The sequence below is a fragment of the Streptomyces sp. NPDC097129 genome (assembly GCF_055668065.1).
The window spans coordinates 66,123-89,800 of sequence record NZ_JBVOQE010000007.1; the positions used below are offsets into that span (position 1 = coordinate 66,123).

General features: G+C 72.6%; 20 protein-coding genes and 1 riboswitch. Of the genes, 8 read left to right on the forward strand and 12 right to left on the reverse strand.

The window, feature by feature from the left end; translation table 11 throughout:
• Window positions 1-6: 6 nt before the first annotated feature.
• Window positions 7-621: a hypothetical protein gene (locus AC0B9F_RS20870; protein WP_472004718.1), complete on the reverse strand. Its 615-nt coding sequence runs from the start codon at window positions 619-621 to the stop codon at window positions 7-9.
• A 223-nt stretch (window positions 622-844) separates the two neighbouring features.
• On the opposite strand from AC0B9F_RS20870, the gene recQ reads away from it, so the two are divergent.
• On the forward strand, window positions 845-2,968 hold the full coding sequence (recQ, locus tag AC0B9F_RS20875) for a DNA helicase RecQ (protein WP_472005311.1): 2,124 nt from the start codon (window positions 845-847) through the stop codon (window positions 2,966-2,968).
• 289 nt (window positions 2,969-3,257) lie between these two features.
• Here recQ and AC0B9F_RS20880 read toward each other — a convergent pair whose 3' ends face one another.
• The 8 genes from AC0B9F_RS20880 to fahA all read right to left on the reverse strand — a co-directional run bounded on the left by AC0B9F_RS20880 (window position 3,258) and on the right by fahA (window position 12,772).
• Entirely contained in the window at window positions 3,258-6,077 is a 2,820-nt protein-coding gene (locus AC0B9F_RS20880; protein WP_472004720.1) for a fumarate reductase/succinate dehydrogenase flavoprotein subunit, read from the reverse strand.
• 11 nt (window positions 6,078-6,088) lie between these two features.
• On the reverse strand, window positions 6,089-6,883 hold the full coding sequence (locus AC0B9F_RS20885; RefSeq protein ID WP_472004723.1) for an ABC transporter ATP-binding protein: 795 nt from the start codon (window positions 6,881-6,883) through the stop codon (window positions 6,089-6,091).
• Window positions 6,867-7,748, reverse strand: a complete 882-nt coding sequence (locus AC0B9F_RS20890) for an ABC transporter permease (protein WP_472004726.1) — start codon at window positions 7,746-7,748, stop codon at window positions 6,867-6,869. Before AC0B9F_RS20890 ends, AC0B9F_RS20885 begins: the two co-directional genes overlap by 17 nt.
• Window positions 7,745-9,085, reverse strand: coding sequence for an ABC transporter substrate-binding protein (locus AC0B9F_RS20895; protein WP_472004729.1), 1,341 nt, complete (start codon window positions 9,083-9,085; stop codon window positions 7,745-7,747). The genes AC0B9F_RS20890 and AC0B9F_RS20895 overlap by 4 nt, the downstream gene beginning before the upstream one ends.
• 16 nt (window positions 9,086-9,101) lie before the next feature.
• Window positions 9,102-9,329 carry a 4Fe-4S dicluster domain-containing protein gene (locus AC0B9F_RS20900; RefSeq protein ID WP_053852588.1) on the reverse strand — a complete coding sequence of 76 codons (228 nt, stop codon included), beginning with the start codon at window positions 9,327-9,329 and terminating at the stop codon, window positions 9,102-9,104.
• A gap of 158 nt (window positions 9,330-9,487) precedes the next feature.
• Window positions 9,488-10,276: a GntR family transcriptional regulator gene (locus AC0B9F_RS20905; RefSeq protein ID WP_472004731.1), complete on the reverse strand. Its 789-nt coding sequence runs from the start codon at window positions 10,274-10,276 to the stop codon at window positions 9,488-9,490.
• Between the two features lie 188 nt (window positions 10,277-10,464).
• Complete coding sequence (locus AC0B9F_RS20910) at window positions 10,465-11,403, reverse strand: M56 family metallopeptidase (RefSeq protein ID WP_472004735.1); 939 nt, start codon at window positions 11,401-11,403, stop codon at window positions 10,465-10,467.
• A gap of 154 nt (window positions 11,404-11,557) precedes the next feature.
• On the reverse strand, window positions 11,558-12,772 hold the full coding sequence (gene fahA / locus AC0B9F_RS20915; RefSeq protein ID WP_472004737.1) for a fumarylacetoacetase: 1,215 nt from the start codon (window positions 12,770-12,772) through the stop codon (window positions 11,558-11,560).
• A 244-nt stretch (window positions 12,773-13,016) separates the two neighbouring features.
• On the opposite strand from fahA, the gene AC0B9F_RS20920 reads away from it, so the two are divergent.
• The gene (locus tag AC0B9F_RS20920; RefSeq protein ID WP_472005313.1) at window positions 13,017-14,273 is read left to right on the forward strand and encodes a carboxylate--amine ligase; all 1,257 of its coding nucleotides are present in this window, start codon (window positions 13,017-13,019) and stop codon (window positions 14,271-14,273) included.
• Window positions 14,274-14,327: 54 nt separating this feature from the next.
• Window positions 14,328-15,530 (forward strand): FAD-dependent oxidoreductase, encoded by a 1,203-nt coding sequence (locus tag AC0B9F_RS20925; RefSeq protein ID WP_472004739.1) that lies wholly within the window; start codon window positions 14,328-14,330, stop codon window positions 15,528-15,530.
• A 142-nt stretch (window positions 15,531-15,672) separates the two neighbouring features.
• Here AC0B9F_RS20925 and AC0B9F_RS20930 read toward each other — a convergent pair whose 3' ends face one another.
• The gene (locus AC0B9F_RS20930; RefSeq protein ID WP_472004741.1) at window positions 15,673-16,236 is read right to left on the reverse strand and encodes a hypothetical protein; all 564 of its coding nucleotides are present in this window, start codon (window positions 16,234-16,236) and stop codon (window positions 15,673-15,675) included.
• 145 nt (window positions 16,237-16,381) lie between these two features.
• Here AC0B9F_RS20930 and AC0B9F_RS20935 point away from each other — a divergent pair, with 145 nt between their 5' ends.
• On the forward strand, window positions 16,382-17,188 hold the full coding sequence (locus AC0B9F_RS20935) for an HAD family hydrolase (RefSeq protein ID WP_472004743.1): 807 nt from the start codon (window positions 16,382-16,384) through the stop codon (window positions 17,186-17,188).
• A gap of 9 nt (window positions 17,189-17,197) precedes the next feature.
• On the opposite strand, the gene AC0B9F_RS20940 is transcribed toward AC0B9F_RS20935, so the two are convergent.
• A complete protein-coding gene (locus AC0B9F_RS20940; RefSeq protein WP_472004745.1) occupies window positions 17,198-17,692 on the reverse strand; it encodes a transglycosylase SLT domain-containing protein in 495 nt (164 codons plus the stop codon).
• A 3-nt stretch (window positions 17,693-17,695) separates the two neighbouring features.
• Window positions 17,696-17,883, reverse strand: a riboswitch (cyclic di-AMP (ydaO/yuaA leader).
• A gap of 573 nt (window positions 17,884-18,456) precedes the next feature.
• Here AC0B9F_RS20940 and AC0B9F_RS20945 point away from each other — a divergent pair.
• The 4 genes from AC0B9F_RS20945 (at window position 18,457) to AC0B9F_RS20960 (ending at window position 23,069) form a co-directional block, all read left to right on the forward strand.
• Window positions 18,457-19,467: a polyprenyl synthetase family protein gene (locus tag AC0B9F_RS20945; protein ID WP_472004747.1), complete on the forward strand. Its 1,011-nt coding sequence runs from the start codon at window positions 18,457-18,459 to the stop codon at window positions 19,465-19,467.
• Between the two features lie 380 nt (window positions 19,468-19,847).
• Window positions 19,848-21,125, forward strand: a complete 1,278-nt coding sequence (locus AC0B9F_RS20950) for a LolA family protein (protein ID WP_472004749.1) — start codon at window positions 19,848-19,850, stop codon at window positions 21,123-21,125.
• Window positions 21,126-21,169: 44 nt separating this feature from the next.
• A complete protein-coding gene (locus AC0B9F_RS20955; RefSeq protein ID WP_472004751.1) occupies window positions 21,170-22,144 on the forward strand; it encodes an ABC transporter ATP-binding protein in 975 nt (324 codons plus the stop codon).
• Window positions 22,131-23,069, forward strand: coding sequence for an ABC transporter permease (locus AC0B9F_RS20960; protein ID WP_472004753.1), 939 nt, complete (start codon window positions 22,131-22,133; stop codon window positions 23,067-23,069). Before AC0B9F_RS20955 ends, AC0B9F_RS20960 begins: the two co-directional genes overlap by 14 nt.
• A gap of 15 nt (window positions 23,070-23,084) precedes the next feature.
• Here the strand turns inward: AC0B9F_RS20960 and AC0B9F_RS20965 are convergent, their stop codons facing one another.
• On the reverse strand, window positions 23,085-23,672 hold the full coding sequence (locus AC0B9F_RS20965; protein WP_472004754.1) for a flavodoxin family protein: 588 nt from the start codon (window positions 23,670-23,672) through the stop codon (window positions 23,085-23,087).
• Window positions 23,673-23,678 lie beyond the last annotated feature (6 nt).

Here is a 23,678-nt window from a genome sequence, read left to right on the forward strand (position 1 = left end):
GCGTCGTCAGTTCTTCGGCATGCCGGAGGCCGGGCAGGTCACGTCGGGGTTCCACTGGGCGAACAGGCCGTTGCGGTTCGGCTTGTACAGCCAGGCATGCAGGTCGTAGTGGCGCGGCATGCCCGGGTAGTGACCGGCCATGGGACCCTGAAAGTCCTGGCCGAAGATCTGCGGCCGCTTGCCCTGGGCATCGGCGGTAGGAACGACCCACTCCACCCCCACGAGACGGCGCCCGCCGTTGCCGTCGTCCTCGTAGAGGAGACCGGCCGGCTTGGTCGGGTCGAGTGAGCCGAAGCGGGACTCGTTGAAGTAGTGGTAGCCCATCCCGCCCTGGTCGCGGGCCAGGCACATGTGCGCCCGGTAGCCGTCGGCGAGCGCGTTCGGCAGGTAGCTGTACTTCGCGGTCGCCTCGTAGGTGCGGGCGAGCTGCCCTCGCAGCGCGGGGTCCGGGGTCGTGGAGGCGGCGTGGGCGGGCTGCCCCGGCAGGACCGGCTCCGGGCCCGCGGAGCCGGCGTGGGCGGGCGCTGCGGCCAGGGACAGGGAGAGGGACGCGGTCAGGGCGAGGACGGCCTTGGCGAGGCGGGGACGCATGCGGGACATCTCCTCGGGACGGACGGACACGACGGCTGCGGATCCCCCCGGGGCCCGCCCGAGCAGCATGTCCCGCGTCACAGGGGGCCCGCCACGCCGGGCGGGCCATTGGGCTGAGGTGCGGGGACGGCACAGGTGTGCGGCGGTGAGGTCGGATGATCACACTGCGCGCCTGTGGATAACTCGGGCACTGTCGGCGCGGCCCCCTATCGTGGAGGCAGTGGTCGAGGGACGACACACGGGGGACGGGACGATGGCCGGGACGGGCGTGATCAGCGAGATGGCAGAGATGACCGAGGCGCCGGGCGTGGGCGAGAGCGAGGCGCTCGCCACACTGCACCGGGTCTTCGGATACGAGGCCTTCCGCGGCGAACAGGAAGCGATCGTCGAGCATGTGGTGGCCGGCGGGGACGCGGTCGTCCTCATGCCGACCGGCGGCGGCAAGTCGCTGTGCTACCAGATCCCGGCCCTGGTCAGACCGGGCACGGGGATCGTCGTCTCGCCGCTCATCGCGCTCATGCAGGACCAGGTGGACGCGCTGCGCGCGCTCGGTGTGCGCGCCGGGTTCATCAACTCCACGCAGGACTTCGACGAGCGGCGCGTCGTGGAGGCCGAGTTCCTGGCGGGCGAGCTGGACCTGCTGTACCTGGCGCCGGAGCGGCTGCGGGTCGACGCCACCCTTGACCTGCTCTCCCGCGGGAAGATCTCCGTCTTCGCCATCGACGAGGCGCACTGCGTCTCCCAGTGGGGCCACGACTTCCGGCCCGACTACCTCACCCTGTCCCTGCTGGGCGAGCGCTGGCCGGACGTCCCGCGCATCGCGCTCACCGCGACGGCGACCGATGCGACGCACCGGGAGATCACCGAGCGGCTGAACATGCCGCGCGCCCGGCACTTCGTGGCCAGCTTCGACCGTCCCAACATCCAGTACCGGATCGTGTCGAAGTCGGACCCGAAGAAGCAGCTGCTGAGCTTCCTGCGGGAGGAACACCCGGGCGACGCCGGCATCGTCTACTGCCTGTCGCGCAACTCCGTGGACAAGACGGCCGAGTTCCTCACCGGCAACGGCATCCAGGCGGTGCCGTACCACGCGGGCCTGGACGCCGGCACGCGCGCCGCGCACCAGTCGCGCTTCCTGCGGGAGGACGGCCTGATCGTGGTGGCGACCATCGCCTTCGGCATGGGCATCGACAAGCCGGACGTGCGTTTCGTCGCCCACCTGGACCTGCCGAAGTCGGTCGAGGGCTACTACCAGGAGACCGGCCGGGCCGGCCGCGACGGACTGCCCTCCACGGCCTGGATGGCCTACGGACTCAACGACGTCATCCAGCAGCGCAAGCTCATCCAGTCCGGTGAGGGCGACGAGGCCTTCCGGCGGCGGGCCCAGTCCCACCTGGATGCCATGCTCGCCCTGTGCGAGACGGTCCAGTGCCGGCGCGGCCAGCTCCTCGCCTACTTCGGGCAGGAACCGGACGAGGTGGGCTGCGGCAACTGCGACACCTGTCTCACCCCGCCGGAGACGTGGGACGGCACGGTCGCCGCGCAGAAGGTGCTGTCGACGGTGGTGCGTCTGCAGCGCGAGCGCGGGCAGAAGTTCGGCACCGGGCAGATCGTGGACATCCTGCTGGGCAAGCGCACCGGCAAGGTGATCCAGTTCGACCACGACCAGCTGTCGGTGTTCGGCATCGGCGCGGAACTCGGCGAGGGCGAATGGCGCGGCGTGGTGCGCCAGCTCCTCGCTCAGGGACTGCTCGCCGTCGAGGGGGAGTACGGCACGCTGGTGCTCACCGAGGCCAGCGGCTCGGTGCTGCGGCGCGAGCGGGAGGTGCCGCTGCGCAAGGAGCCGAAGAAGCCGGCGGCCTCCCGCTCGGCGTCGGGCTCCTCCGGCCGTGGCGGCGAACGCAGGCCGAAGACCGCCGCCGCCGAGCTGCCCGGTTCGCTCCAGCCCGCCTTCGAGGCCCTGCGTGCCTGGCGCGCCGAGCAGGCCCGCGAGCAGGGCGTCCCGGCGTACGTCATCTTCCACGACGCGACGCTGCGCGAGATCGTCACGGTGTGGCCGACGTCGGTGCGGGAGCTCGGAACCGTCGGCGGGGTGGGTCTGAAGAAGCTGGAGACGTACGGGGAGGGCGTGCTCGAAGTCCTGGCGGGCCTGGACGCCCCGACCGGCACGCCAGCGCCGGCGGAGGCCCGGCCCGGGGCGGCGGGTCCGGGGGAGGCAAGTGCCGGGGCCGGGAGTGCGGGTGTGGCGAGGGCCGGCGCCGGGAGTGCGGGTGTGGCGAGGGCCGGCGCCGGCGATGCGGGGGTGGCGAGGGCCGGGGTGGCGGATCCGGAGGACCACTGGCCCGACGTCGAACCGGAGCCGGAGGACTGGATATAGGGCGCTTGGCGCTCGGCGGTCGCTGTTGGTCTCCCGGCAGCGGGTGCGTGCGGCGGGCCGAGGTCGGGGCGGAAGCGGGCCCGCCCGCCGAGCGCCGGGCGGCGCCCCTGCTCCTGACCGCGACCGCCGCGTACCCGGACTTCCGGCGCCGCCTCACATCCCCCGTGCCGCTTACGCCCTGAGGTCCGCGACCGCCGCGTACCCGGACCTCCGGCGCCGCGTCACATCTGCCGTGCCGCGTACGCCGTTGGGCCCGCGACCGCCGCGTACCCGGACCTTCGGCCTCCTGTCACAGTCCCCGTGCCGCGTATGCCCTGACGTCGGCGTCCGTGTCCGCGGTGGCCGTGGCGAGGGCCGCGCGGGCGCCCTCGGCGTCGCCGCGCCGGGTGAGGGCGAGGACGGCGGCCTTGCGCACGTCGGCGTTCGGATCGGCGACCGCCTTGGCGAGCGCGGGCACCGCCACGGTGGCGTCCGCGGCCGACAGGGCGGTGGCGGCACCGGCGCGGACCTGCCAGGCCGCATCGGCCAGGGCGGCGACGGCCCGCGCGGCCAGGGCGGCAGGGCAGCCGGCGGCGCCGAGCGCCTCGTAGGCCGCACCGCGCACCAGCGCGTCGGGGTCCTCGGTGAGGGCCGCGAGCGCCGCGAGGACGGCAGCGGGTGAGGTGGCGGCGGGGGCGGCGTCCGCGCGGGTGGTCGCCGCCACCGTGGCCAGCGCCTTGGCGAGCGTGACCCGGACCTCGCGGGAGGGATCGGTGGCGGCGGCGCGGGCCAGTTCGTCGGCCGCGTCGACGGAGACGAGGGCCCGTACGGCCTCGATGCGCACGGTGATGTCGGTGTCGGTCAGGGAGCCGGCGAACAGGCCGGCGTCACCGAGGCGCAGGGCCCGCAGGACGTCGAGGGCGGCGGCGCGGACGACGGCGTCCGGTTCGGCCAGGGCGGCGGCGAGAGCGTCACGCAGGGCGGGATCCGGCGGCAGGGTCTCGACCAGCTCACGGAGGGAGGCGGCTGCCGCGGAGCGCACCTCGGCGGCCGGGTCGCGCAGCGCGGCGGCGAGCGCGGGCCCGGTCCCGGCCGGCAGCGTCTCGGTCAGCACGCCGACCGCCTCGCGCCGGACGGCGGCTGCCGGGTCGGCCAAGTACGGGAGCAGTGCGTCCAGTTCGGGCTGTTCCTCGGCGAGGGCCACCAGCTCCAGCAGACGCCCGGCGGACGGTCCGGTGCGGGGGAGGGCGTCCGACGGCCGCGGGAGTTGCGAGGACGCCTGCGGCTCGGAGTGCTCGGCAGCGACGCCCGTGACCGCCACGGGTGCAGCGTCCCGCGACCCGGCGGTGGCCACGTCCTGCGGGCGTACCTCGCCCAGAGCACGGGAGGAACCGCCGACCGGCGCGTACCCCTCCACGGGGACCAGATAGGGAGCCACGGGACGGGCCGTGAACTCCATCGCACCAGAGGGGGATTTGTGCAGATCGAGGTGGTGGAACCAGGAGGCGTCGTCGCGCGCGGGATGGTCGAGGCGCTCGTGGTAGAGGCCCCAGCGGGACTCCGTGCGGGCCAGGGAGGCGCGCGCGGCCATCTCCGCGCAGTCACGGATGAAGGTGACCTCCGCGCACCGCATCAGCTCGTGCGCGGTGCGCGCCCCCATCGCCGCGATGTCGGCGCGCATCCGCTCGAACGCCTCCAGGGCCAGGGAGAGCCGGGCGCCGGACTTCGGCGGGGCGACGTAGTCGTTCACGAAGCGGCGCAGCTTGTACTCGACCTGCTGTTGCGGCGGGCCGTCCGGGTTGCGCAGCGGGCGGTAGACCAGCTCGTGCGCCTCGTGCAGCTGGTCCTCGGGCAGGTCGCCCTCGTAGGGCGTGTACTGGGCGGCGTCCGCGCCGGCCAGGTCGCCGAAGACGAAGGCGCCGATCATGTAGTTGTGCGGCACGCACGCCAGGTCGCCGGCCGCGTACAGACGGGGCACGGTGGTGCGGGCGTGGTCGTCGACGCGGACGCCCGAGGCGGAGTGGCCGCCGCACAGGCCGATCTCGGAGATGTGCATCTCGACGTCGTGGGTGCGGTAGTCGTGACCGCGCCCGGAGTGAAAGGCGCCGCGGGTGGGGCGCTCCGTGGAGTGCAGGATCGACTCCAGCGCCGCGACCGACTCCTCCGGCAGATGGCTGAGCTTGAGATAGACCGGCCCCCGGTCGGAGGCCACCTCGGCGGCGAACTCCGCCATCATCTGCCCCGACCAGTAGTCGGAGTCGACGAAGCGCTCGCCGTGCCGGTTGACCTGGTAGCCGCCGAAGGGGTTGGCGACATAGGCGCAGGCCGGGCCGTTGTAGTCCTTGATCAGCGGGTTGATCTGGAAGCACTCGATGCCGGTGAGTTCGGCGCCCGCGTGGTACGCCATGGCGTAGCCGTCGCCCGCGTTGGTGGGGTTCTCGTAGGTGCCGTACAGGTAGCCGGAGGCGGGCAGACCGAGGCGGCCGCAGGCGCCGGTGGCGAGGATGACCGCGCCCGCGCGGACGGTGACGAACGCGCCGGTGCGGGTGTTGAAGCCGACCGCTCCCACGGCCCGCCCGCGCGCCGTGAGGACGCGTACCGGCATCACCCGGTTCTCGATGCGGATCCGCTCCCGCATCTCCCGCCGGCGCAGCTGCCGGTAGAGGACCTTCTTGACGTCCTTGCCCTCCGGCATGGGCAGCACATAGGAACCGGAGCGGTGCACCTGGCGGACCGCGTACTCGCCGTGCTCGTCCTTCTCGAACTTCACGCCGTACGACTCCAGCCGCTGCACCATCGCGAAGCCGCGCGTCGCCGTCTGGCGGACCGTGGACTGGTCGACGATGCCGTCGTTGGCGCGGGTGATCTCGGCGACGTAGTCGTCGGGTTCGGCCCGGCCGGGGACGACCGCGTTGTTGACGCCGTCCATGCCCATGGCGAGCGCGCCGGAGTGACGGACGTGGGCCTTCTCCAGCAGCAGCACGTCCGCGCCGCGCTCGGCGGCGGTCAGCGCGGCCATCGTCCCGGCGGTGCCGCCGCCGATGACGAGGACGTCGCAGGTCAGCTCCTCGGCGTCGCCGGGGGCGGGGATCGCCAGGGGAGTGTCCGCAGTGGTGTTCTCGACAGTCACCGGGGTGCCTTTCACGTACCGAGCGAGGAGAGGATGTCGCGGCGCAGCGCCACGCGCGCGGGGTCGTCGTGTGCCGTCCGGTCACGGGGGCGCGGCACATCGCGTACGGCGGTCAGTTCGCCGGAGCCGACCAGCGCCACCCGGTCGCCGAGGAACAGCGCCTCGTCGACGTCGTGGGTGACGAAGACGACGGTGGCGCCCGTGCCGTGCAGCACCTCCACCAGCAGGTCCTGCATGCCGGCCCGGGTCTGGGCGTCCAGCGCGCCGAACGGCTCGTCCATCAGCACGGCGCGGGGCCGGCCGGCCAGGGCGCGGGCCAGCTGGGCGCGCTGGCGCTGCCCGCCGGAGACGCGGTGCGGCAACTGCCCGGCACGTTCGGCGAGGTGGACGCGGTCCAGCCACTCCTGCGCCTGGGCCCGGCGTGTGCGGCGCGGGACGCCGGCGATGGCGAGCGGGAGTTCCACGTTGCCGCGCAGGGTGCGCCAGGGCAGCAGCGCGTCCTCCTGGAAGACCAGGGCGCGCTCCGCGGCGGGTCCTGTCAGCGGCCGGCCGTCCTGCTCCACCGTTCCGGCGAGCGGGGGCAGCAGCCCGGCGAGGGTGCGCAGCAGCGTCGACTTGCCGCAGCCGGAGGGGCCGACGACGGTGAGGATCTCGCCGGGCGCGATGTCCACGTCGACGCCGTGGACGGCGGGCGCGTCGGGGCGGCCGAGAGTGACGCCGCGCAGGGTGAGCCGGGTACCGCGCGCGGCCTGTGCCGCAGAAGGCGCGGGCCGGGTGGGCGTGCGGGTGTCAGACGAGGTGCTCATCGCGTGCCTCCTTGCTCGGCGCGGGGGACGCCGTGGCCACGGCGGCGCCTCCCGGCGCGTTCGACGCGGCGGTCCCGGCGGGGCGGACGCGTGCCGTGGGGGCGTGGGACGTGCGGGGCAGCCAGTGCGTCAGGCGGCGGCCGAGGAGTTCCACGGCGGTGGAGGTGATCCAGCCGAGCACGCCGATCGTGACCATGCCGACGAACACGCCCGGGTAGTCGACGACGGTGTAGTCCTGCCAGGTCCGGTAGCCGACGCCGTACTGGCCGGAGATCATCTCGGCGGAGATCACGCAGATCCACGACACGCCGATACCGACCGACAGCCCGCCGAAGATGCCGGGCAGGGCGCCCGGCAGTACGACCGAGCCCAGCACACGCCACCGGCCGCCGCCCATGGTGCGCACCGCCTCCTCCCACACGGGGGTCAGAGCGCGCACTGCGTGCCGGGTGGAGACCAGGACGGGAAAGAAGGCGGCGGTGCAGGTGATGAAGACGATGCCTTGCTCGTTGGACGGGAAGAGGAGGATCGCGACCGGCACCAGGGCGATCGCGGGGATGGGACGGACCACTTCCAGCAGTGTGCCGAGCAGGTCCTCGGCGAGCCGCGAGCGCGCCACGAGCACGCCGGCGGCCACGCCGAGGACGGCCGCGAGGAGGAAACCGGAGGCGATACGGGTCAGGCTGTCGGTGAGGTCCGTCCAGTAGTCGGGGCCGGACAGCCGCTGGGCGAAGGCGTGGGCGACGTCGGTGACCGTGGGGAACTGCGAGAAGCGCAGCCACAGGTCGACGTCCAGGCCGGTCAGCAGCTGCCAAACGCCGAGTGCCGCGGCGAGGGAGAGAACGCGCAGCGCGTACCGCGTCATGAGGCCCGCTCCAGAGCTTCCGCGTACGGGACGACACGCGCACCGCCGTGGCCCAGCACGTAGGCCCGCGCGGTGGCCGGGGCGACGAACGGCAGCAGCTTCGCGCCGTCGGCCACCCAGGTCGCCTTGTCGGCGAACCACGGGGTGCCCGTGGTGGCGTCGGCGACGTAGGCGGCGCGGACGGTGTCGCGGTGCCGCTTCACGTGGCTGAGCAGCGCCGCGGGGGAGGGCAGCTCGAGGGTCTTGTCCGCGCCTTTGGGCCAGACCTCGGCGGCGGCCGGGGCGGGCGTGGCGGTCAGGCGCCGGGTGTAGGAGGCGCCGAGGGCCTGCTTCACGTAGTGGTCGTCGACGAAGGCGTCCACGTCGATGTCGCCGGTCAGTTTCGCCGCCTTGAGGATGGCGACGTCCTGTTTCAGCGCGGAGACGAGCTGCGGTTTGACCGCCGGGTCGAAGGTGGCGATGCCGTGGGCGCCGTTGTAGAGGTAGACGACCTCGGCGGGCAGGCCGGTGGCGTCGGCGACCTTCTCGGCGGCGGTCACCGGATGCGCGCCCAGGTAGTCGGTGGCCTCGGCCTGGGCCCTGAGGAACGCCTCCAGCACGGCCGGGTGCTTCTCGGCGAAGTCCTCGCGGGCGGTGACGCCGTGGAAGGTGGGCAGGTTCAGCTGGGCGCCGTCGTACAGGGCCTTCGCCTTGCCCTGGTAGGCGAGCAGACCAGGCCAGGCGACGAACTGCGACAACGCGTCCGTGCTGCCTGCGGCCAGGGTGGACGCGCCGACGGCGGGCTGCTGGTTGAGCTTCTCGACGCCGCTGTCGGGGTCGATGCCGGCGCGCTGCAGTGCCCGCACGAGGGTGCCGTCGGCCGCGGAGCCGACGGACGTGGAAACCCTCTTGCCCTTCAGGTCCGTCACGGATGCGAGCTTCGAGTCGGGTGCGGTGACGATGGTGTTGAGGCCGCCGCGCAGGTTGTAGCCGGTGACGGAGACCAGGTGGGTGGGGCGGCCGAGCTGTGTGCCGCGGGCGGCGTTGATGAGGAGCGGGAAGTCACCCATCGAGCCGATGTCGATCTTGCCCGCGGTCATCTGGGCCGTGATGGGCGCGCCGGTGGCGTAGTCCTGCCAGACGACCTTGTAGGTGTGGCCGTCGCGCAGGGCGTTCAGCTGCTTCTCGAAGGAGCCGAGGGAGCGCAGCAGGGTACCGGCGGTGACGGCGTTGATGGTCTTGGACTGGTAGCCGACCGTGACGGTGACCGTGGCGCTGTCGCCGGCGGAGGCGGTGCCGCCGCAGGCGGTCAGGGGCGCGAGGAGCAGCACGGCGGCGGCAAGGGCCTGGGGTTTCATGGGTGTGGGTGACCTCTCACCGGAGCAGGTAGGGCATGTTGACCGTGACGGCTCCGGTGGGGCAGCGGGCTGCGCACGGGCCGCAGTACCAGCACTCGTCGACGTGCATGTACGCCTTGCCGCTGGAGGTGTCGATGGCGAGGGAGTCCAGCGGGCACATGTCGACGCAGAGTGTGCAGCCGTCGATGCACTTGGACTCGTCGATGGTCACGGGCACGTCGGCCCGCTGGGGCACCAAGGGCATGGCTGTCTCCAGAGATCGGGGCAGAAAATCGGCGGGAATCCGCGGGGATCCGCGGGAAAAGTCGTCGCGGCCGTGAACCGGTCGGGCCCCGCCGAACGATGAAGAGGTGAAGGGCAGGACGGCGGACCGGGAGGGGGCGGGATGAGGGCGGTGAGAGGTCAGGCGGAGCGGTGCAGCAGGCCGCTCATGGAGATGCGGTCGCCGCGGAAGCGGATGAACTCGAGGTCCACCGGGCGCCCGTCACACAGGTGCGTGAGGCGCTCCAGCATCAGTACGGCCGCTCCGCGCGGTGCCTCCAGGACGGCGGCGGAGTGGGCGTCCGCGTTCACCGACTCCAGGGTGATCTCGGCATGGCCGAGACGCCGGCCTGTGATGGCCTCCAGGAGACGGAAGACGTCGGTGTTCTCCAGGTCGGCGCCGAGCAGGGCGGTGCCGATGTCGAGCGGGACGTAGGTCAGGTCGAGCGAGAGCGGCAGGCCGTTCAGGCGGCGCAGCCGTTCGATGTAGAGGACGTCGGCGCCGGGCGGGACGTGGAGCCGGTCGGCCACGGGGCCCGGTGCGGGGACGGGGCCCATGGTGCGGACCTCGTTGGTGACACGGCCGTGTTCGTGCAGGGTCTCGGCGAGCCCCATCAGGCGGTCGAGCCCATGGGGGTACTTACGGGCGACGACGACCGTGCCGACGCCGGGCAGGCGGTCGACGAGGCCTTCGGAGCGCAGCAGGTCGAGAGCCTGCCGGACGGTGTTGCGGGAGGTGCGGTAGTCGGTGGCGAGGATGGATTCATGGGGAAGGGTGCCGGTCTCGAAGCCGCCGGTGAGGAGCTGGCGGCGGAGCAGATCGGCGAGCTGCCGGGCCCGGTCCGCACGCAGCCGGCGCCGCGCGCGGTGGGCGGCGACGGTGGTCGCGCCCTGGCCGGCGTGGTCCCGGATACGGTCGGTGGCTGGCATGGCTGGAACCATACCGAGTAGGTAGGAAACGGGGGGTTGCTGAAATGTTGCGCCACCTGACGACCCGTCGCATACGGGGCTGACCTCGGGTTTCGGTACGCGTCGGGGGAGATCTGCCACCCGGGAGGTGCGCCGGTGGGTGCGCCGGCCCAGTGCGCACCGTCCGGAGCGGGCCCCAGGTTCGCGCGTCAGGCCAGTGCCGTCAGCCCGGGGGCGAAGGCGATCAGCAGCGGCAGCAGGGGGACCAGCGCGGCCACGGTGGTCGTCAGGGCCCTGCGGCTGCGGTCCAGCCGGGGCGGCGGCTCCAGCAGGCGGTCGACCCGCTCGCCGAGCAGGCGGTGACTGGAGGCGCAGGAGAGCACACCCCGGTGCTGGTTCAGCTCGATCAGGGCCAGGGCGGTGGTGACGTGGCCGCAGCGGCGGGAGGCGGTGTCGTCGGCGGCCAGTTCGACCAGGCGGTGGGTCTGGTCGCAGAAGTGGGCGAAGAGCGGAATGCGGGGGAAACCGGTGGCCAGGGCGGTGGAAAGGTGCAGCAGCCAGTCGTGGTGGGCGCGGGCGTGGCCGCGTTCGTGGGTGAGGACGGCGTCGAGCTGGTGGGAAGTGAGGCGGTGCAGGGCGCCGGTGGTGACGACCAGCTGGGGCGGATGGCCCGGCATCCACCAGGCGTCGGGGTACTCGTCCTCGAGCACGAGCAGCGGGCCGCGCGCCGGACCGAGGCCGGCCGGCAGTTCGGGGGCGCGTTCGCGCAGGTGGGCGCGGGTCACGCCACGGCGGCGCCGGGCCTCGGCGAGTTCCCGGGCGAGCATGGCGGTGGTCCAGGCGGCACCGCAGGCCAGGAGCAGGGTGAGCGCGACCGCCCAGGGCGGCGCCGAGGACAGGTCGTACGCCTCGCTCACCCCGGGCGGCGCGGGCGCGAAGAGTTGGGTGCGCACGGTGTGGAAGACGGCGGCGGCGCTGAGCGCCAGGGCCGTCAGACAGCACAGCAGGACGGTCGCGACGAGGCACTGCCACACCCACAGGGCGACGACCGGTTCCCGTTCAGGCCAGGCGGCCCGGGTCAGCGCGCGCGGGACCGGCACGGCGGCCGTCAGGGCGACGGCGCTCAGCAGGAGCAGGCAGACGGTCATGCCACGGGCTCCGGATCCTGGTCGGACAGGGCGGGGGTGGTCGTGCGGGCGACGGACGCGATCGCTCGACGGCTCGGTGAGCGCGTCCGTCGCCAGTATGACGGCCCTGGGGGCGGTGCGTCAGCCCGTCATCACCGCCCTGCGGGGGTATGCGTCAGCGCGTGACGATCCGGCCTGTCACCTCGCCGAGTCCCACCCGGACGCCGTCCGGGCCGGGCGCCCAGGCGGACAGGGTCACCACGTCGCCGTCCTCCAGGAAGGTCCGCTTGCCGTCGGGGAGTTCCAGCGGGTCCTGGCCGTTCCAGGTCAGCTCCAGCAGGGAGCCGCGCTGGGCGGGCTCGGGGCCGCTGACCGTGCCCGAGCCGTAGAGGTCGCCGGTGCGCAGCGAGGCGCCGTTGACCGTCATGTGAGCGAGTTGCTGGGCGGCCGTCCAGTACATCGTGGAGAAGGGGGGCTCGGAGACGACGTCGCCATTGATGGCGACGGAGATCCGCAGGTCGTAGCCGCCGGGTTCGTCGGTGGAGTCGTCGAGGTAGGGCAGCAGGGGGTGGGTGCGCTCCGGGGGTGCGACGCGGGCCTCGTCCAGGGCCTCCAGCGGGGTGATCCACGCCGAGACGGAGGTGGCGAAGGACTTGCCGAGGAAGGGTCCGAGGGGGACGTACTCCCAGGCCTGGATGTCGCGGGCCGACCAGTCGTTGAGCAGGCACAGTCCGAAGACGTGATCGCGGAAGTCGCCGAGGGCGACGGGCTCGCCGAGGGAGGAGGGAGCGCCGACGACGAAGCCGACCTCGGCCTCGATGTCGAGGCGGACGGACGGCCCGAAGACGGGCGCCGGATCGGTCGGGGCCTTGCGCTGACCCGAGGGGCGCGCGATGTCGGTGCCGGAGACCACGACGGTGCCGGAGCGGCCGTGGTAACCGATCGGGAGGTGCTTCCAGTTGGGGGTGAGGGAGTCGGCGGCGTCGGGGCGGAAGATCTGGCCGACGTTCCGGGCGTGGTTCTCGGAGGCGTAGAAGTCGACGTAGTCCGCGACCTCGAAGGGCAGGTGCAGGGTCACGGCGGACAGGGGGTGGAAGAAGGGCTCGACGGCCTCGCGGTGGGAGGGCACCGTCACCCACGCCGTCAGCGCGCGCCGGACGTCGGACCAGGCGGTGCGGCCGGCGGCGAGGAGCGGGTTCAGCGAGGGCTGGGCGAGCAGCGCGGCATAGGGGGAGCCGAGCGCCATCGCCGCCGCGCCCGCGTCGAGCACGTGGTCGCCGAGCCGGACACCGACCCGCCGCTCTGCCGGAGAACCGGCGGGCGAGAAGACGCCGTACGGAAGGTTGTGCGCACCGAAGGGGTCGCCCTCGGGGACGTCGAAGGGGGGCATGCGGTGCCGCCTCGCTTTCGTGCACGTCGGACACGGCACCAGGGCCGTGCGATCCAGGTGGTCGCGCCACACGTTACGGCTGAGGCGGAGTCTTGGGCAGTGTCTAAAGAGTTTGCAATGTCCGTCATGTCCTTGTCGGAGGTGGCAATTCCGGCTTAGCGTCCTTTGCGGGGAACACGGACGGAGGGCATCCGTTCCGTCGGGGGGACACGTGGGGGGACCCGTGGCCAGCAGTGCCGCAAGCCTGCCGTTCCAGGCCGACCGTGAAGTACCCGGCCTGATCGTGAAGTTCGGTGACTACCCGCTGCACCACGGTGGTGTCGGGGCCATCCGAAGCCTGGGGCGTCTGGGCGTGCCCATGTACGCGATCACCGAGGACCCCTACACCCCGGCCGCCTCCTCCCGTTATCTGCGGCGCGCGTTCGTATGGCCGACAAAGGGCACGGAGGAGGCGGGGCACCTGGTCGAGGGGCTGCTGCGGATCGGGCGCCGGATCGGGCGGCCGACCGTGCTGATCCCCACCGACGAGGAGGCCGCGGTGCTGATCGCCGAGCACCAGGGCGACCTGGCCGGCCCGTTCCTCTTCCCACGCGTCGCCCCCGGCCTGCCGCGCCGGCTGGCCAGCAAGCAGGGGCTGCACGAGCTGTGCGCGGACCACGGCGTCGCCAGTCCGGCGGCCGCGTTCCCGCGGTCGTACGACGACATCGTGGCGTTCGCACGGCACGCCCGCTTCCCGGTGGTGGCCAAGAACCGGGAGGCGTTCGTGCGCCGCAGGCAACCGGCAGTCAACGGCACCACGCGCATCAGCACCCGCGACGGGCTGCTCGCGCTGGCGCGGGACTGGGGCGAGCGGCCCGGGGTGATCCTGCAGGAGTATCTGCCGCGCGAGCAGGCCGAGGACTGGATCGTGCACGCCTGCTTCGGCGCCGACTCGGCACCGCTGGCGTTGTTCACCGGCGTCAAGGTCCGCTCCTGGCCGCCGCACGCCGGGATGACGGCGCACGCCTACGTCGTCGACAACCCGGAACTCGCCGACGTCGCCGCACGTTTCATCAAACAGATCGGCTTCACCGGCATCGTCGACCTCGACCTGCGCTTCGACCGGCGCGACGGACAGTACAAACTCCTCGACTTCAACCCGCGCATGGGCGCCCAGTTCCGCCTCTTCGAGAACGAGGCGGGGGTGGACGTGGTCCGCGCCCTGCACCTGGATCTGACCGGGCGCACCGTTCCGGAGGGGGAACAGCGCGCCGGCCACCGCTACATCGTGGAGAACATCGACCTGCCCGCCCTGCTCGCCTACCGCCGCAGCGGCTACACGACACCGCACGCGCCGGACCGGGCGAGCGGCACGGAGCTGGCCTGGCTCGCGGGTGACGACCCGCTGCCGTTCCTCACGATGCTCGCGCGCTTCGTGCGACCCGGCGCGAGGCACCTCTGTCAGCTGTGGCGGACGCACCGCCGCGGCAGCACCGGACCGGGCGGACGCCACCAGCCGTAGCCTCCTTCCGGCCGGAACACGAAGTGACGACATGACGTCCTGGGGAGGGACTTCGTGACCCAACCGGTAGCAGTCCTCGGGGCAGGCCCGTTCGGCCTGTCCACCGCCGCCCATCTGCGCGCCCGTGGCGTGCCCGTCCGTGTCTTCGGCGACCCCATGGTCAGCTGGCGCGACAACATGCCCGCCGGCATGCTCCTGAAATCCACTCCCGCGGCCTCGGCCATCGACTGCCCGCAGCGCGGGCACACCCTCGCCGACTACTGCGACGCGGCCGGCATCCGGCGTCTGGTCACCGACGAGGACATCATTCCCGTGGAGACGTTCATCGCCTACGGCGAGTGGTTCCAGCACAAGCTGGTGCCCGAACTGGAGCGGGTGCGGGTGGTCTCCGTGGACCGGCGCACCGGCGGCGGCTTCGAGCTGAAGCTGGACTCCGGCGAGCAGTTCACCGCGCGGGCCGTCGTCGTGGCCACCGGGCTGTCCGGGCTGTCCCACCTGCCCCGCGAGCTGGCCGCGGCCGCGCCGGACGGCCCCGCCCCCACGGCGCCGCTCTCGCACAGCTCCCAGCACCACGACCTGACCCGCTTCGCCGGACGCGAGCTGATCGTCGTCGGCGCCGGGCAGTCCGCGCTGGAGACGGCGGCGCTCGCCGCCGAGGCCGGGGCCCGGGTGCGGGTGGTGGCGCGAGGCCGGGGCCGGGTCGCCTTCGGCGCGCCGCCGTGGGACCAGCCCCGGCTGCGCCCGGAGTCGCCGTTCGGCCGGGCCTGGTCGCTGTGGGCGCTCAGCCACTACCCGCACCCCTACCGCTATCTGCCCGCCGAGATACGCCACTACCTGGTCCGCCGGGTCCTCGGCCCGCTCGGCGCCTGGTGGCTGCGCGAGCGTTTCGCCGGAAAGGTGCGTGTCAGCGAGGTGCAGCGGATCGTGCGGGCGGAGGCGGCGGGCGAGGGCGCCACCCTCACCGTCCACACCCACGCCGGCCGCTCCGAGCGGCTGGCCGCCGACCATGTCATCGCGGCCACCGGCTACCGGGTGAACATCGCGGCGATGGACTTCCTCGGCCCCGGGCTGCGCACCGCCCTCGCCGTCAGCCGCGGCACCCCGAGGCTCGGCGCCGGCTGTGTCTCGTCGGTCCCCGGCCTGTACTTCACAGGGCTGCCGGCGGCCGCGTCGTACGGTCCGGTGATGCGGTTCGTGTGCGGCACGCGGTTCGCCTCGCCGCGCCTGGCCCGGCACCTGGTGGCGGCGCACGGCTGACCTGAGGGAAGGCAGGCGCGGGGCCGGCGGCAGGCGGCGGGCCCTGTGACGGGAGGCGTGGCGCTGGAAGACGCGGCCTGTGGGGGAGGGCGGCCGCCGGGTCAGCCCTCCTGCGCGTGCTGCCAGGCCAGGAAGCCGGCGATCAGTTCGGGAGGGTTGGCCGCCTCGGTGGCCTCCACCTCCCAGCCGGGGCAGTCCATGTCGAAGACGACGACCGGCAGCGGGCGGCCGAGGATCTGCTCGATCCGGCCGCTCGTGTGCAGATGCCGGGACCGACGCAGGCGTCGGCGAAGTACAGGCGCAGCAGGTCGTCCGCCGCGTCCTGCTCGGCGCGCACCGAGTCGGGCAGGGCGGGGTCGTCGGGGTCGCCGTCGTACCAGAGGCCCAGCTGCCGGGCCTGCGCGGTGAAGAGCGGGGCGCCCACCGGGTCCTCGGGAAGGTTGCCGAGCATCTCGAAGCCGTCGAGGAGCCAGCAGGCGTAGTTCCAGCGGGCCTCAGCCGGGTCCTCGGGGCGCCTTTCGCGCTCGTACTGGGACTCGGTGGTGTAGCCGATGGCCACGTAGGGGTGGCGGTCGTCGTGGTCGAGACGCCAGATGCGGAAGGAGAGGGCGTAGATGCCGGGGACGTCGGCGGCGGGGAAGCGTTCGAGGACGCCGTCGGCGGCCCGCCTCAGATGCTGCTGGAAAGGGTCCGGTCCGGCTGTCACGTCGTGTGTCTCCCCGTGGACGACTGAGCGAGGTGTCAGCCTGCCACGGCGTCACGGGGCCCGGCGGGGCCGGGGCGGGGAGGGCCGGGGAGGAGGGCCGATCGGGCGGTGAACGGGTGACCTGCGGGGTCCGTATTCTCTGATCATGGCCGCACCCCTTGCATATGCACTCATCGCCACTGACCTGGACGGAACGCTGCTGCGCGGCGACGACACGCTCTCCGACCGGTCCTGGGACGCGCTCGTGCGGGTGGCGCGGGCCGGCGCCCGGCACCTGGTGGTGACGGGCCGTCCGGCGCCCCGGGTGCGGCCCCTGCTGGAGGACCTGGGCAGCACGGGACTCGCGGTGTGCGGCCAGGGCGCGCAGGTGTACGACGCGGAGGCCGGCCGTCTGCTGTGGTCGGTGACGCTGGACCGGGAGCTGGCCGAGACCGCGCTCGGCAAGATCGAGGCCGAGGTGGGAGAGGTGTACGCCGCGGTCGACCAGGACGGCGCGGACGGGCTGACGCTGATCGAGCCCGGCTACCGGATGCCGCACCCGACGCTGCCGGCGGTGCGGGTCGGGCGGCGCGACGACCTGTGGGGCGAGCCGATCAGCAAGGTGCTGCTGCGCCATCCGGAGCTGTCCGACGACGAGCTGGCGGCGACGGCCCGCGCGGTGGTCGGTTCCCTGGCGACGGTCACCATGTCGGGGCCGGGGACCGTGGAGCTGCAGCCGTGCGGTGTCACCAAGGCGACGGGGCTCGCGCTGGCGGCCGACCATCTCGGGCTGGGCGCGGAGCGGGCGCTCGCGTTCGGCGACATGCCGAACGACATCCCGATGTTCGCCTGGGCCGCCCGCGGGGTGGCCATGGCCAACGCCCATCCAGAGCTGAAGGCCGTGGCCGACGAGGTCACCTTGTCCAACGAGGACGACGGCATCGCCGTCGTCCTCGAACGACTCTTCGGGTGAGGCGGTGGCTCAGTACGCGCTGAAGACGTTGTCGATCGAGCCGTAGCGGGCGGCCGCGTAGTTGCAGGCCGCGGTGATGTTGGCGATCGGGTCGTACGGGTCCATGGACGTGCCCGACACGTGGTAGGCGAGGAACGTCGGGTCGATCACCTGGAGCAGACCCTTGGACGGGGTGCCGGCGACCGCGTTGGAGTCCCACAGGTTGATGGCGGCGGGGTTGCCGGAGGACTCGCGGATGATGTTGCGGTAGATCCCGTTGTAGGTGCCGGGGATGCCGTGCTGGGACATGATGTCCAGCGACTGGCGGATCCAGCCGTCGAGGTTGTTCGGGTAGGCCGAGTTCGCGGCGGTGATCACGGTGGCGCTGGTGGCCGGCGTGGCGGCGGAGGCGCTGGTCGCGCCGAAGAGCGGCAGCGCGAGAGCGGCGGCACCGGTGCCGGCGACGGCGAGGGTGCGGACGATGCGGGACGTGCGGGTGCGGCGGTGCTGACCGGCAGCAGGCATGGCGAATTTCCTCTCCGGCGCCTGCGAGGTGAGCTGTCGGGTTCGGGCTGGAGATGCCCGGCCGGCCGCGGATGCGGCACGGCTTCACCCCGAGCCGGTCCGGGGCGTCGTCGGGATGACGACGTCCGGCTCGGCGACTTACCTGGGTCCCCCGCTCCTGCCGTACACGGATGAGTTGGTCCGATGTGGGTGCCGGACGGCGGCAGGATTAGGCGTCCATCCGACAGGCCGGGAAGTTATGCGAGAGCACATGCCGGGAACAAGTAGCGGTTTCACCTATCGCCCTGGATGACCTTGGTCGGGCTGTTTGGGGTGCTTGATCCTTTGCGATCGCCAAGGCTCAACTCGCTTGTGGGGACTGGCGAAATGCGGGGCAGAAGGACCGGAGGGCGGTGAGGGGTGCGCGTGACCCAATTCACTGACGTCACAGCTGCAACACATTTGGTACCAAGGTGACCAAGGTGAATCGGCTGATTAATTACGGCAAAACGGGCAGTCCGGTCGTGTTGCGGCGCGGTGGGGCGGGGCGGCTCGCGGAGGGTGGGGGGTGGTCTTCATGGCGAGCGCATGGTTGATATCCATACTTTTCACCTGATCATCTTTGATCAGTAAACATATCGGACGTGATCCGGAACCGCCTGGCCTGTAACCGTGGGCGCTATCGGTGATCGAAACGTGACCGGATACGCTGACTTGAGTGATGGCAGCGACCTATCGACAAACCGTGTAATCGCCAACCGGCACCAGCAGACAGGAGACCCCTCGTGACCGTCGTCGGGCCGTTCGGGCTTAGCGTGCGGGACCAGGCTCTCGAGGCCGATGTCCAGGCCGGATTGGCGGCTGTCGAGGAAGGGCTGCTCGAGGCCACCAAGAGCGAGGTTCCCTTCATCACGGAGGCCGCGCAGCACCTGGTGCGGGCGGGCGGGAAGCGGTTCCGGCCGCTGCTCGTGATGCTGGCGGCGCAGTTCGGTGACCCGTATGCGCCGGGTGTCGTGCCGTCGGCCGTCGTGGTCGAGCTGACCCACCTCGCCACGCTGTACCACGACGACGTCATGGACGAGGCCGCCGTACGGCGCGGCGTGCCCAGCGCGAACACCCGGTGGGGTAACTCGGTCGCCGTACTGACCGGCGACTTCCTCTTCGCGCGGGCCTCGCAGATCCTCGCCGACCTCGGGCCCGAGGCGGTGCGGGTGCAGGCCCTGGCGTTCGAGCGGCTGGTCACCGGGCAGATCCTGGAGACCGCTGGGCCGCAGGACGGGCGCGACCCGGTCGACCACTACCTCGAGGTGCTCGGCGGCAAGACGGGCTCGCTGGTGGCGGTGTCGTGCCGGTTCGGCGCGATGATGTCCGGAGCCGACGAGACGGTCGTGGACGTGCTGACCCAGTACGGGGAGCGGCTGGGCGTCGCCTTCCAGCTGGCCGACGACGTGCTCGACATCGCCTCCGACTCGCACGAGTCCGGCAAGACGCCGGGAACGGACCTTCGCGAGGGCATCCCGACGCTGCCGGTGCTGCGGCTGCGGGAGCGGGCCGAGCGGCTGGGCAAGCCGGAGGACCGCGCGCTGTGCGAGCTGCTGGACTCCGACCTGAGCGACGACGCGCGACACGCCGAGGCGCTGACCGCGCTGCGGGCGCACCCCGCGCTGGAGCAGGCGCGGCGCGACACCGTCCGGTACGCCGAGGAGGCGCGGGCGGCGCTGGCGCCGCTGCGGGAGTGCGACTCCAAGGCGGCACTGATGGAGCTGTGCGACGCGGTCGTGCACCGGGCGGGCTGACCGAAGCCTTGCGGCCCGCCGGCCCGGCCCTCCTGTCCCTTCTCCGACGGTGACGCTCCCCCGGGCGTCGGCCCCCGCCCCCGGGCGTCGGCCCGCACCCCCGGGTGGAGTCCGGGCCTCGTCTCCGTAGCTCTCCGGTAGCCCACCTCCCCTACGGGTAGGGGCTGCTGACCGCCTGCCATGTCATACCCCAGCAGTACATGCAGTTGCGTCCACGGAGTGACGCTTCCCGGCGGCCGATTTGGTCTCATGGAAAGCACAGAGGACACCACTCCTCACCGATTCGGGTGAGAATGGCGGCTTGGGGTGGGGCCCGCCGGGAGCACATGCCGAGGGTCACGGGACGGACAGCCGCCGCCGACGACGGAGGTAGCGCACACATGGCACCGTATGGAAGCGATGACAGGACGACGGCTGTGCAGGAGCCGGCCGGCCCGTCGGGCGGGGGGCGTCGCAGGGCCGCGCGGTACGTCGTGCCCGCGACCGTCGTGGGGGTCGCCGCCGCGACGATCGGGATCGTTCCCGCGCTCGCCAGCTCCGGTGACCCGGACCTGCCGAAGATCAGCGCGAAGCAGCTCATCGAGAAGATCGCGGCGTCGGACGTCCAGCAGCTGTCCGGCACCGTGCGGATCAGCACCGGCCTGGGGCTGCCCGACTTCGCCGGGCTCGCCGGCGGCCTCGGAGGGAAGGCGGGCGGCGGCGGTGACGGCTCGGCCGCCGACCCCTCCGCCAAGGTCGCCGAACTCGCCACCGGCTCGCACACGCTGCGGGTGGCGGCCGACGGCCCGGACCGGCAGAAGGTGTCCGTGCTGGAGGACGCCGCCGAGTACAGCCTCATCCACAACGGCAAGAACGTCTGGGGCTACGACAGCAAGTCCAACGAGGTCTACCACGCCACCTCGGACGACACCGGCAAGGAACACGGCAAGGAACACGGCAAGGAGACGCGGGGCACGGACGACTTCTCCGGCACGCCCAAGGACTTCGCCGAGCAGGCCCTCAAGGCCGTCGACTCCACCACCGCCGTCACGGTGGACGGCACCGCCCATGTCGCCGGCCGCGACGCCTACAAGCTGCTGATCAAGCCCAAGCAGTCCGGCACCACCGTCGGCGGGATCACCATCGCCGTGGACGCCAAGACCGGCGTGCCGCTGAAGTTCACCCTGACCCCGAAGAGCGGCGGCGCCGCCGTGGTCGACGCCGGCTTCACGCAGGTCAGCTTCTCCCGGCCGGCCGCCTCCACCTTCGACTTCACCCCGCCCAAGGGCGCCAAGGTCACCGAGGCCGACGACCACGAGCACGCCAAGGGTGACAAGGGGGACGGCCCGCTGAAGGGCGTCCTGCCGGAGCACCTCCTGCCCACGCCGGGCGGTCAGCCGGGCAAGGGGATCGAGGGGCCCAAGGTCCTCGGTGAGGGCTGGAACGCGATAGCGGTCCTCGACACGGGCGCCAAGGGCGGCGTGCCCTCCGGCAGCAAGGCCGGCGGCGCCCTCGGCGGTTTCCTGGACTCGCTCGGCGACAAGGTCTCCGGCAAGTTCGGCAAGGGCACCGTGTTCTCCACCCGCCTGGTCAACGCCCTGATCACCGACGACGGCAAGGTCTACGTCGGCGCGGTCACCAAGGACACCCTCGTCGAGGCCGCCGACGCGGGCAGGTAAGGCGGCGGACACCGCCGACCCAACGGGAAACGATCGGGGAGCCGATGGACGACGCGCCCGCCGCACGGGGTGAGCAGGAGCCGGATGACGAGTACGTCATCCGCACCCGCGCCCTCACCAAGCGCTACCGCGGCGGGCAGCTCGCCGTCGACGGACTGGACCTGGCCGTCCCGGCGGGCAGCGTCTTCGGCTTCCTCGGTCCGAACGGGTCGGGCAAGACCACCACCATCCGCATGCTGATGGGCCTCATCGAGCCCACCTCCGGCGCCGCGCGCGTGCTGGGGCAGCCGATGCCCCGGGCCGCCCGCTCGGTGCTGCCACGGGTCGGCGCACTCATCGAAGGTCCCGCGCTGTACGGCTTCCTCTCCGGCCGGGACAACCTGCTCCGCTACGACGCCGCCGACCCCACCGCCGACCCGCGCACCCGGCGCGCCCGGGTCACCGCGGCCCTGGAGCGGGTCGGGCTGACGGCGGCGGCCGGCAAGAAGGCGAAGGCGTACTCGCTGGGCATGAAGCAGCGGCTGGGGCTCGCCGCCGCGCTGCTCCAGCCCCGCCGCCTGCTCGTGCTGGACGAGCCGACCAACGGGCTCGACCCGCAGGGCATGCGCGAGATCCGCGCCCTCGTGCGGGAGCTGGCCTCGGACGGCACGACCGTCTTCCTCTCCTCGCACCTCCTCGACGAGATCGAGCAGGTGTGCACGCACGCCGCGGTGATGGCGCGTGGGCGGCTCATCGTCCAGGGGGTGGTCGCCGACCTGGCGGCGCGGGCGCGCGGGCGGCTGGTGGTGACCACGCCGGACGTCTCCGACGCGGCGCGGGTGCTGAAGGAACAGGGCGTCGGGGATGTCGTCGTGGCGGAGGACCGGGTGACGGGTGAGCCGCCGGAGCGGGAACCGGCCGACATCAACGCCGCGTTGGTCGCGGCGGGGATACGGGTGCGGGGCTTCGGGGTGGAACGGGCCTCGCTGGAGGACGCGTTCGTGGCGCTGACCGGGGAGGGCTTCGATGTCGCAGGATGACACCACCACCACCACCACGACCACGGCCCGCGGGACAGGGGCTGCCGTTGCGACCGGGGCCGCCGCAGGGACGGTCCGGGCCGTGCGACCGCTGTGGACCCTGGGGCTCTTCGGCAGCGAGTTGCTGATCACCCTGCGGCGCTGGCGCACGCTCGCGCTGCTGGGGGTGCTGGCCGCGGTGCCCGTTCTGGTCGGGATCGCCGTGCGGATCGAGACGGGGGACGGTTCGTCGTCGGGGTCCCGGGGCGGCGGAGGGCCGGCGTTCATCTCCCAGGTCACCAACAACGGCCTGTTCCTCGTTTTCACCGCGCTGGCCGCGACGCTGCCGTTCTTCCTGCCGATGGCGGTCGGAGTGATCGCGGGCGACGCCATCGCCGGCGAGGCGAACGCGGGCACCCTGCGCTACCTCCTGGTCGCCCCGGCCGGACGCGCCCGGCTGCTGCTCGCCAAGTACACGACGACGATGGCGTTCTGCCTGCTCGCCACCCTCGTCGTCGCGGTGTCGGCGTTGCTGGTCGGCGCCCTGCTCTTCCCGCTCGGCGATCTGACGACCATCTCCGGCACCCGGATCAGTTTCGCCGAGGGGCTGGGCCGGGCCCTGCTGATCGCGCTCGTCGTCGCCGCGTCCCTGATCGGCGTGGCGGCGCTCGGACTGTTCGTCTCCACGCTCACCAACAGCGGCATCGCGGCGATGGCGACGACGGTGGGCCTGCTGATCACCGTGCAGATCCTGGACCAGTTCCCGCAGCTGCACGCGATACAGCCGTATCTCTTCTCGCACTACTGGCTGTCCTTCGCCGATCTGATGCGCGAACCGGTCTACTGGGACGACCTGGTGAAGAACCTCGGTCTCCAGGGCCTGTACGCCGCCGTGTTCGGTTCGGCGGCCTGGGCCCGCTTCACGGCGAAGGACATCACGGTCTAGCGGAGGTCCAGGGGCTCACGCGCGCTGGTAGGGGAAGCGGGCGAAGGGTGCCTCGCCGGCGAAGAAGGTCTTGGCACGGGTCAGCGCCGCGTGGTCGGTCAGGATGTCGCCGGGGCGGCTGCCGTTGCCGAGGAGGACGCCGCCGAACCGCATGCCCAGGTAGGCGGCGGAGTTGTTGAGCGTGCCGATGAGCGGGTCGGCTACCTCCTCCTCCCGGTGCGCGAGCGCGGTCACGCCCCACAGGGTGCGTCCGGCCATCCGCGCCTTGAAGTCCACGCCCGGGGTGCGCAGCCAGCCCGACCAGTGGTCCAGGTAGCGCTTGGTCTGGGCGGAGACCGAATACCAGTACAGCGGCGAGGCGATCACCAGGTCCGTCGCGGCGAGCGTGGCGTCCAGCAGCAGGGCGGTGTTGTCCTCGGCCGGCCGGACGTGGTCGCTGTCGTGGCGCAGGTCGGCGAAGTCGGGCAGCGGATGCTCGGCGAGGCTGATCCACTCCTGCTCCACGTCCTCGGGGAGTTGCTCGGCGGCCTTGCGGGCGAGGAGTTCGGTGTTGCCGTCGTCGCGGCTGCTGCCCAGCAGGAACAGGAAGCGGCGGGTCGTCATCGGTGC

Bases quoted from the DNA above. Each gene is read 5' to 3' on its own strand.
- fahA (WP_472004737.1), bottom strand. From the start codon at position 12,772: ATGCCCCCCTTCGACGTCCCCGAGGGCGACCCCTTCGGTGCGCACAAC.
- AC0B9F_RS20910 (WP_472004735.1), bottom strand. From the start codon at position 11,403: ATGACCGTCTGCCTGCTCCTGCTGAGCGCCGTCGCCCTGACGGCCGCC.
- AC0B9F_RS20885 (WP_472004723.1), bottom strand. From the start codon at position 6,883: ATGAGCACCTCGTCTGACACCCGCACGCCCACCCGGCCCGCGCCTTCT.
- AC0B9F_RS20890 (WP_472004726.1), bottom strand. From the start codon at position 7,748: ATGACGCGGTACGCGCTGCGCGTTCTCTCCCTCGCCGCGGCACTCGGC.
- AC0B9F_RS20940 (WP_472004745.1), bottom strand. From the start codon at position 17,692: ATGCCTGCTGCCGGTCAGCACCGCCGCACCCGCACGTCCCGCATCGTC.
- recQ (WP_472005311.1), top strand. From the start codon at position 845: ATGGCCGGGACGGGCGTGATCAGCGAGATGGCAGAGATGACCGAGGCG.
- AC0B9F_RS20935 (WP_472004743.1), top strand. From the start codon at position 16,382: ATGGCCGCACCCCTTGCATATGCACTCATCGCCACTGACCTGGACGGA.
- AC0B9F_RS20900 (WP_053852588.1), bottom strand. From the start codon at position 9,329: ATGCCCTTGGTGCCCCAGCGGGCCGACGTGCCCGTGACCATCGACGAG.
- AC0B9F_RS20905 (WP_472004731.1), bottom strand. From the start codon at position 10,276: ATGCCAGCCACCGACCGTATCCGGGACCACGCCGGCCAGGGCGCGACC.
- AC0B9F_RS20965 (WP_472004754.1), bottom strand. From the start codon at position 23,672: ATGACGACCCGCCGCTTCCTGTTCCTGCTGGGCAGCAGCCGCGACGAC.
- AC0B9F_RS20960 (WP_472004753.1), top strand. From the start codon at position 22,131: ATGTCGCAGGATGACACCACCACCACCACCACGACCACGGCCCGCGGG.
- AC0B9F_RS20955 (WP_472004751.1), top strand. From the start codon at position 21,170: ATGGACGACGCGCCCGCCGCACGGGGTGAGCAGGAGCCGGATGACGAG.
- AC0B9F_RS20895 (WP_472004729.1), bottom strand. From the start codon at position 9,085: ATGAAACCCCAGGCCCTTGCCGCCGCCGTGCTGCTCCTCGCGCCCCTG.
- AC0B9F_RS20950 (WP_472004749.1), top strand. From the start codon at position 19,848: ATGGCACCGTATGGAAGCGATGACAGGACGACGGCTGTGCAGGAGCCG.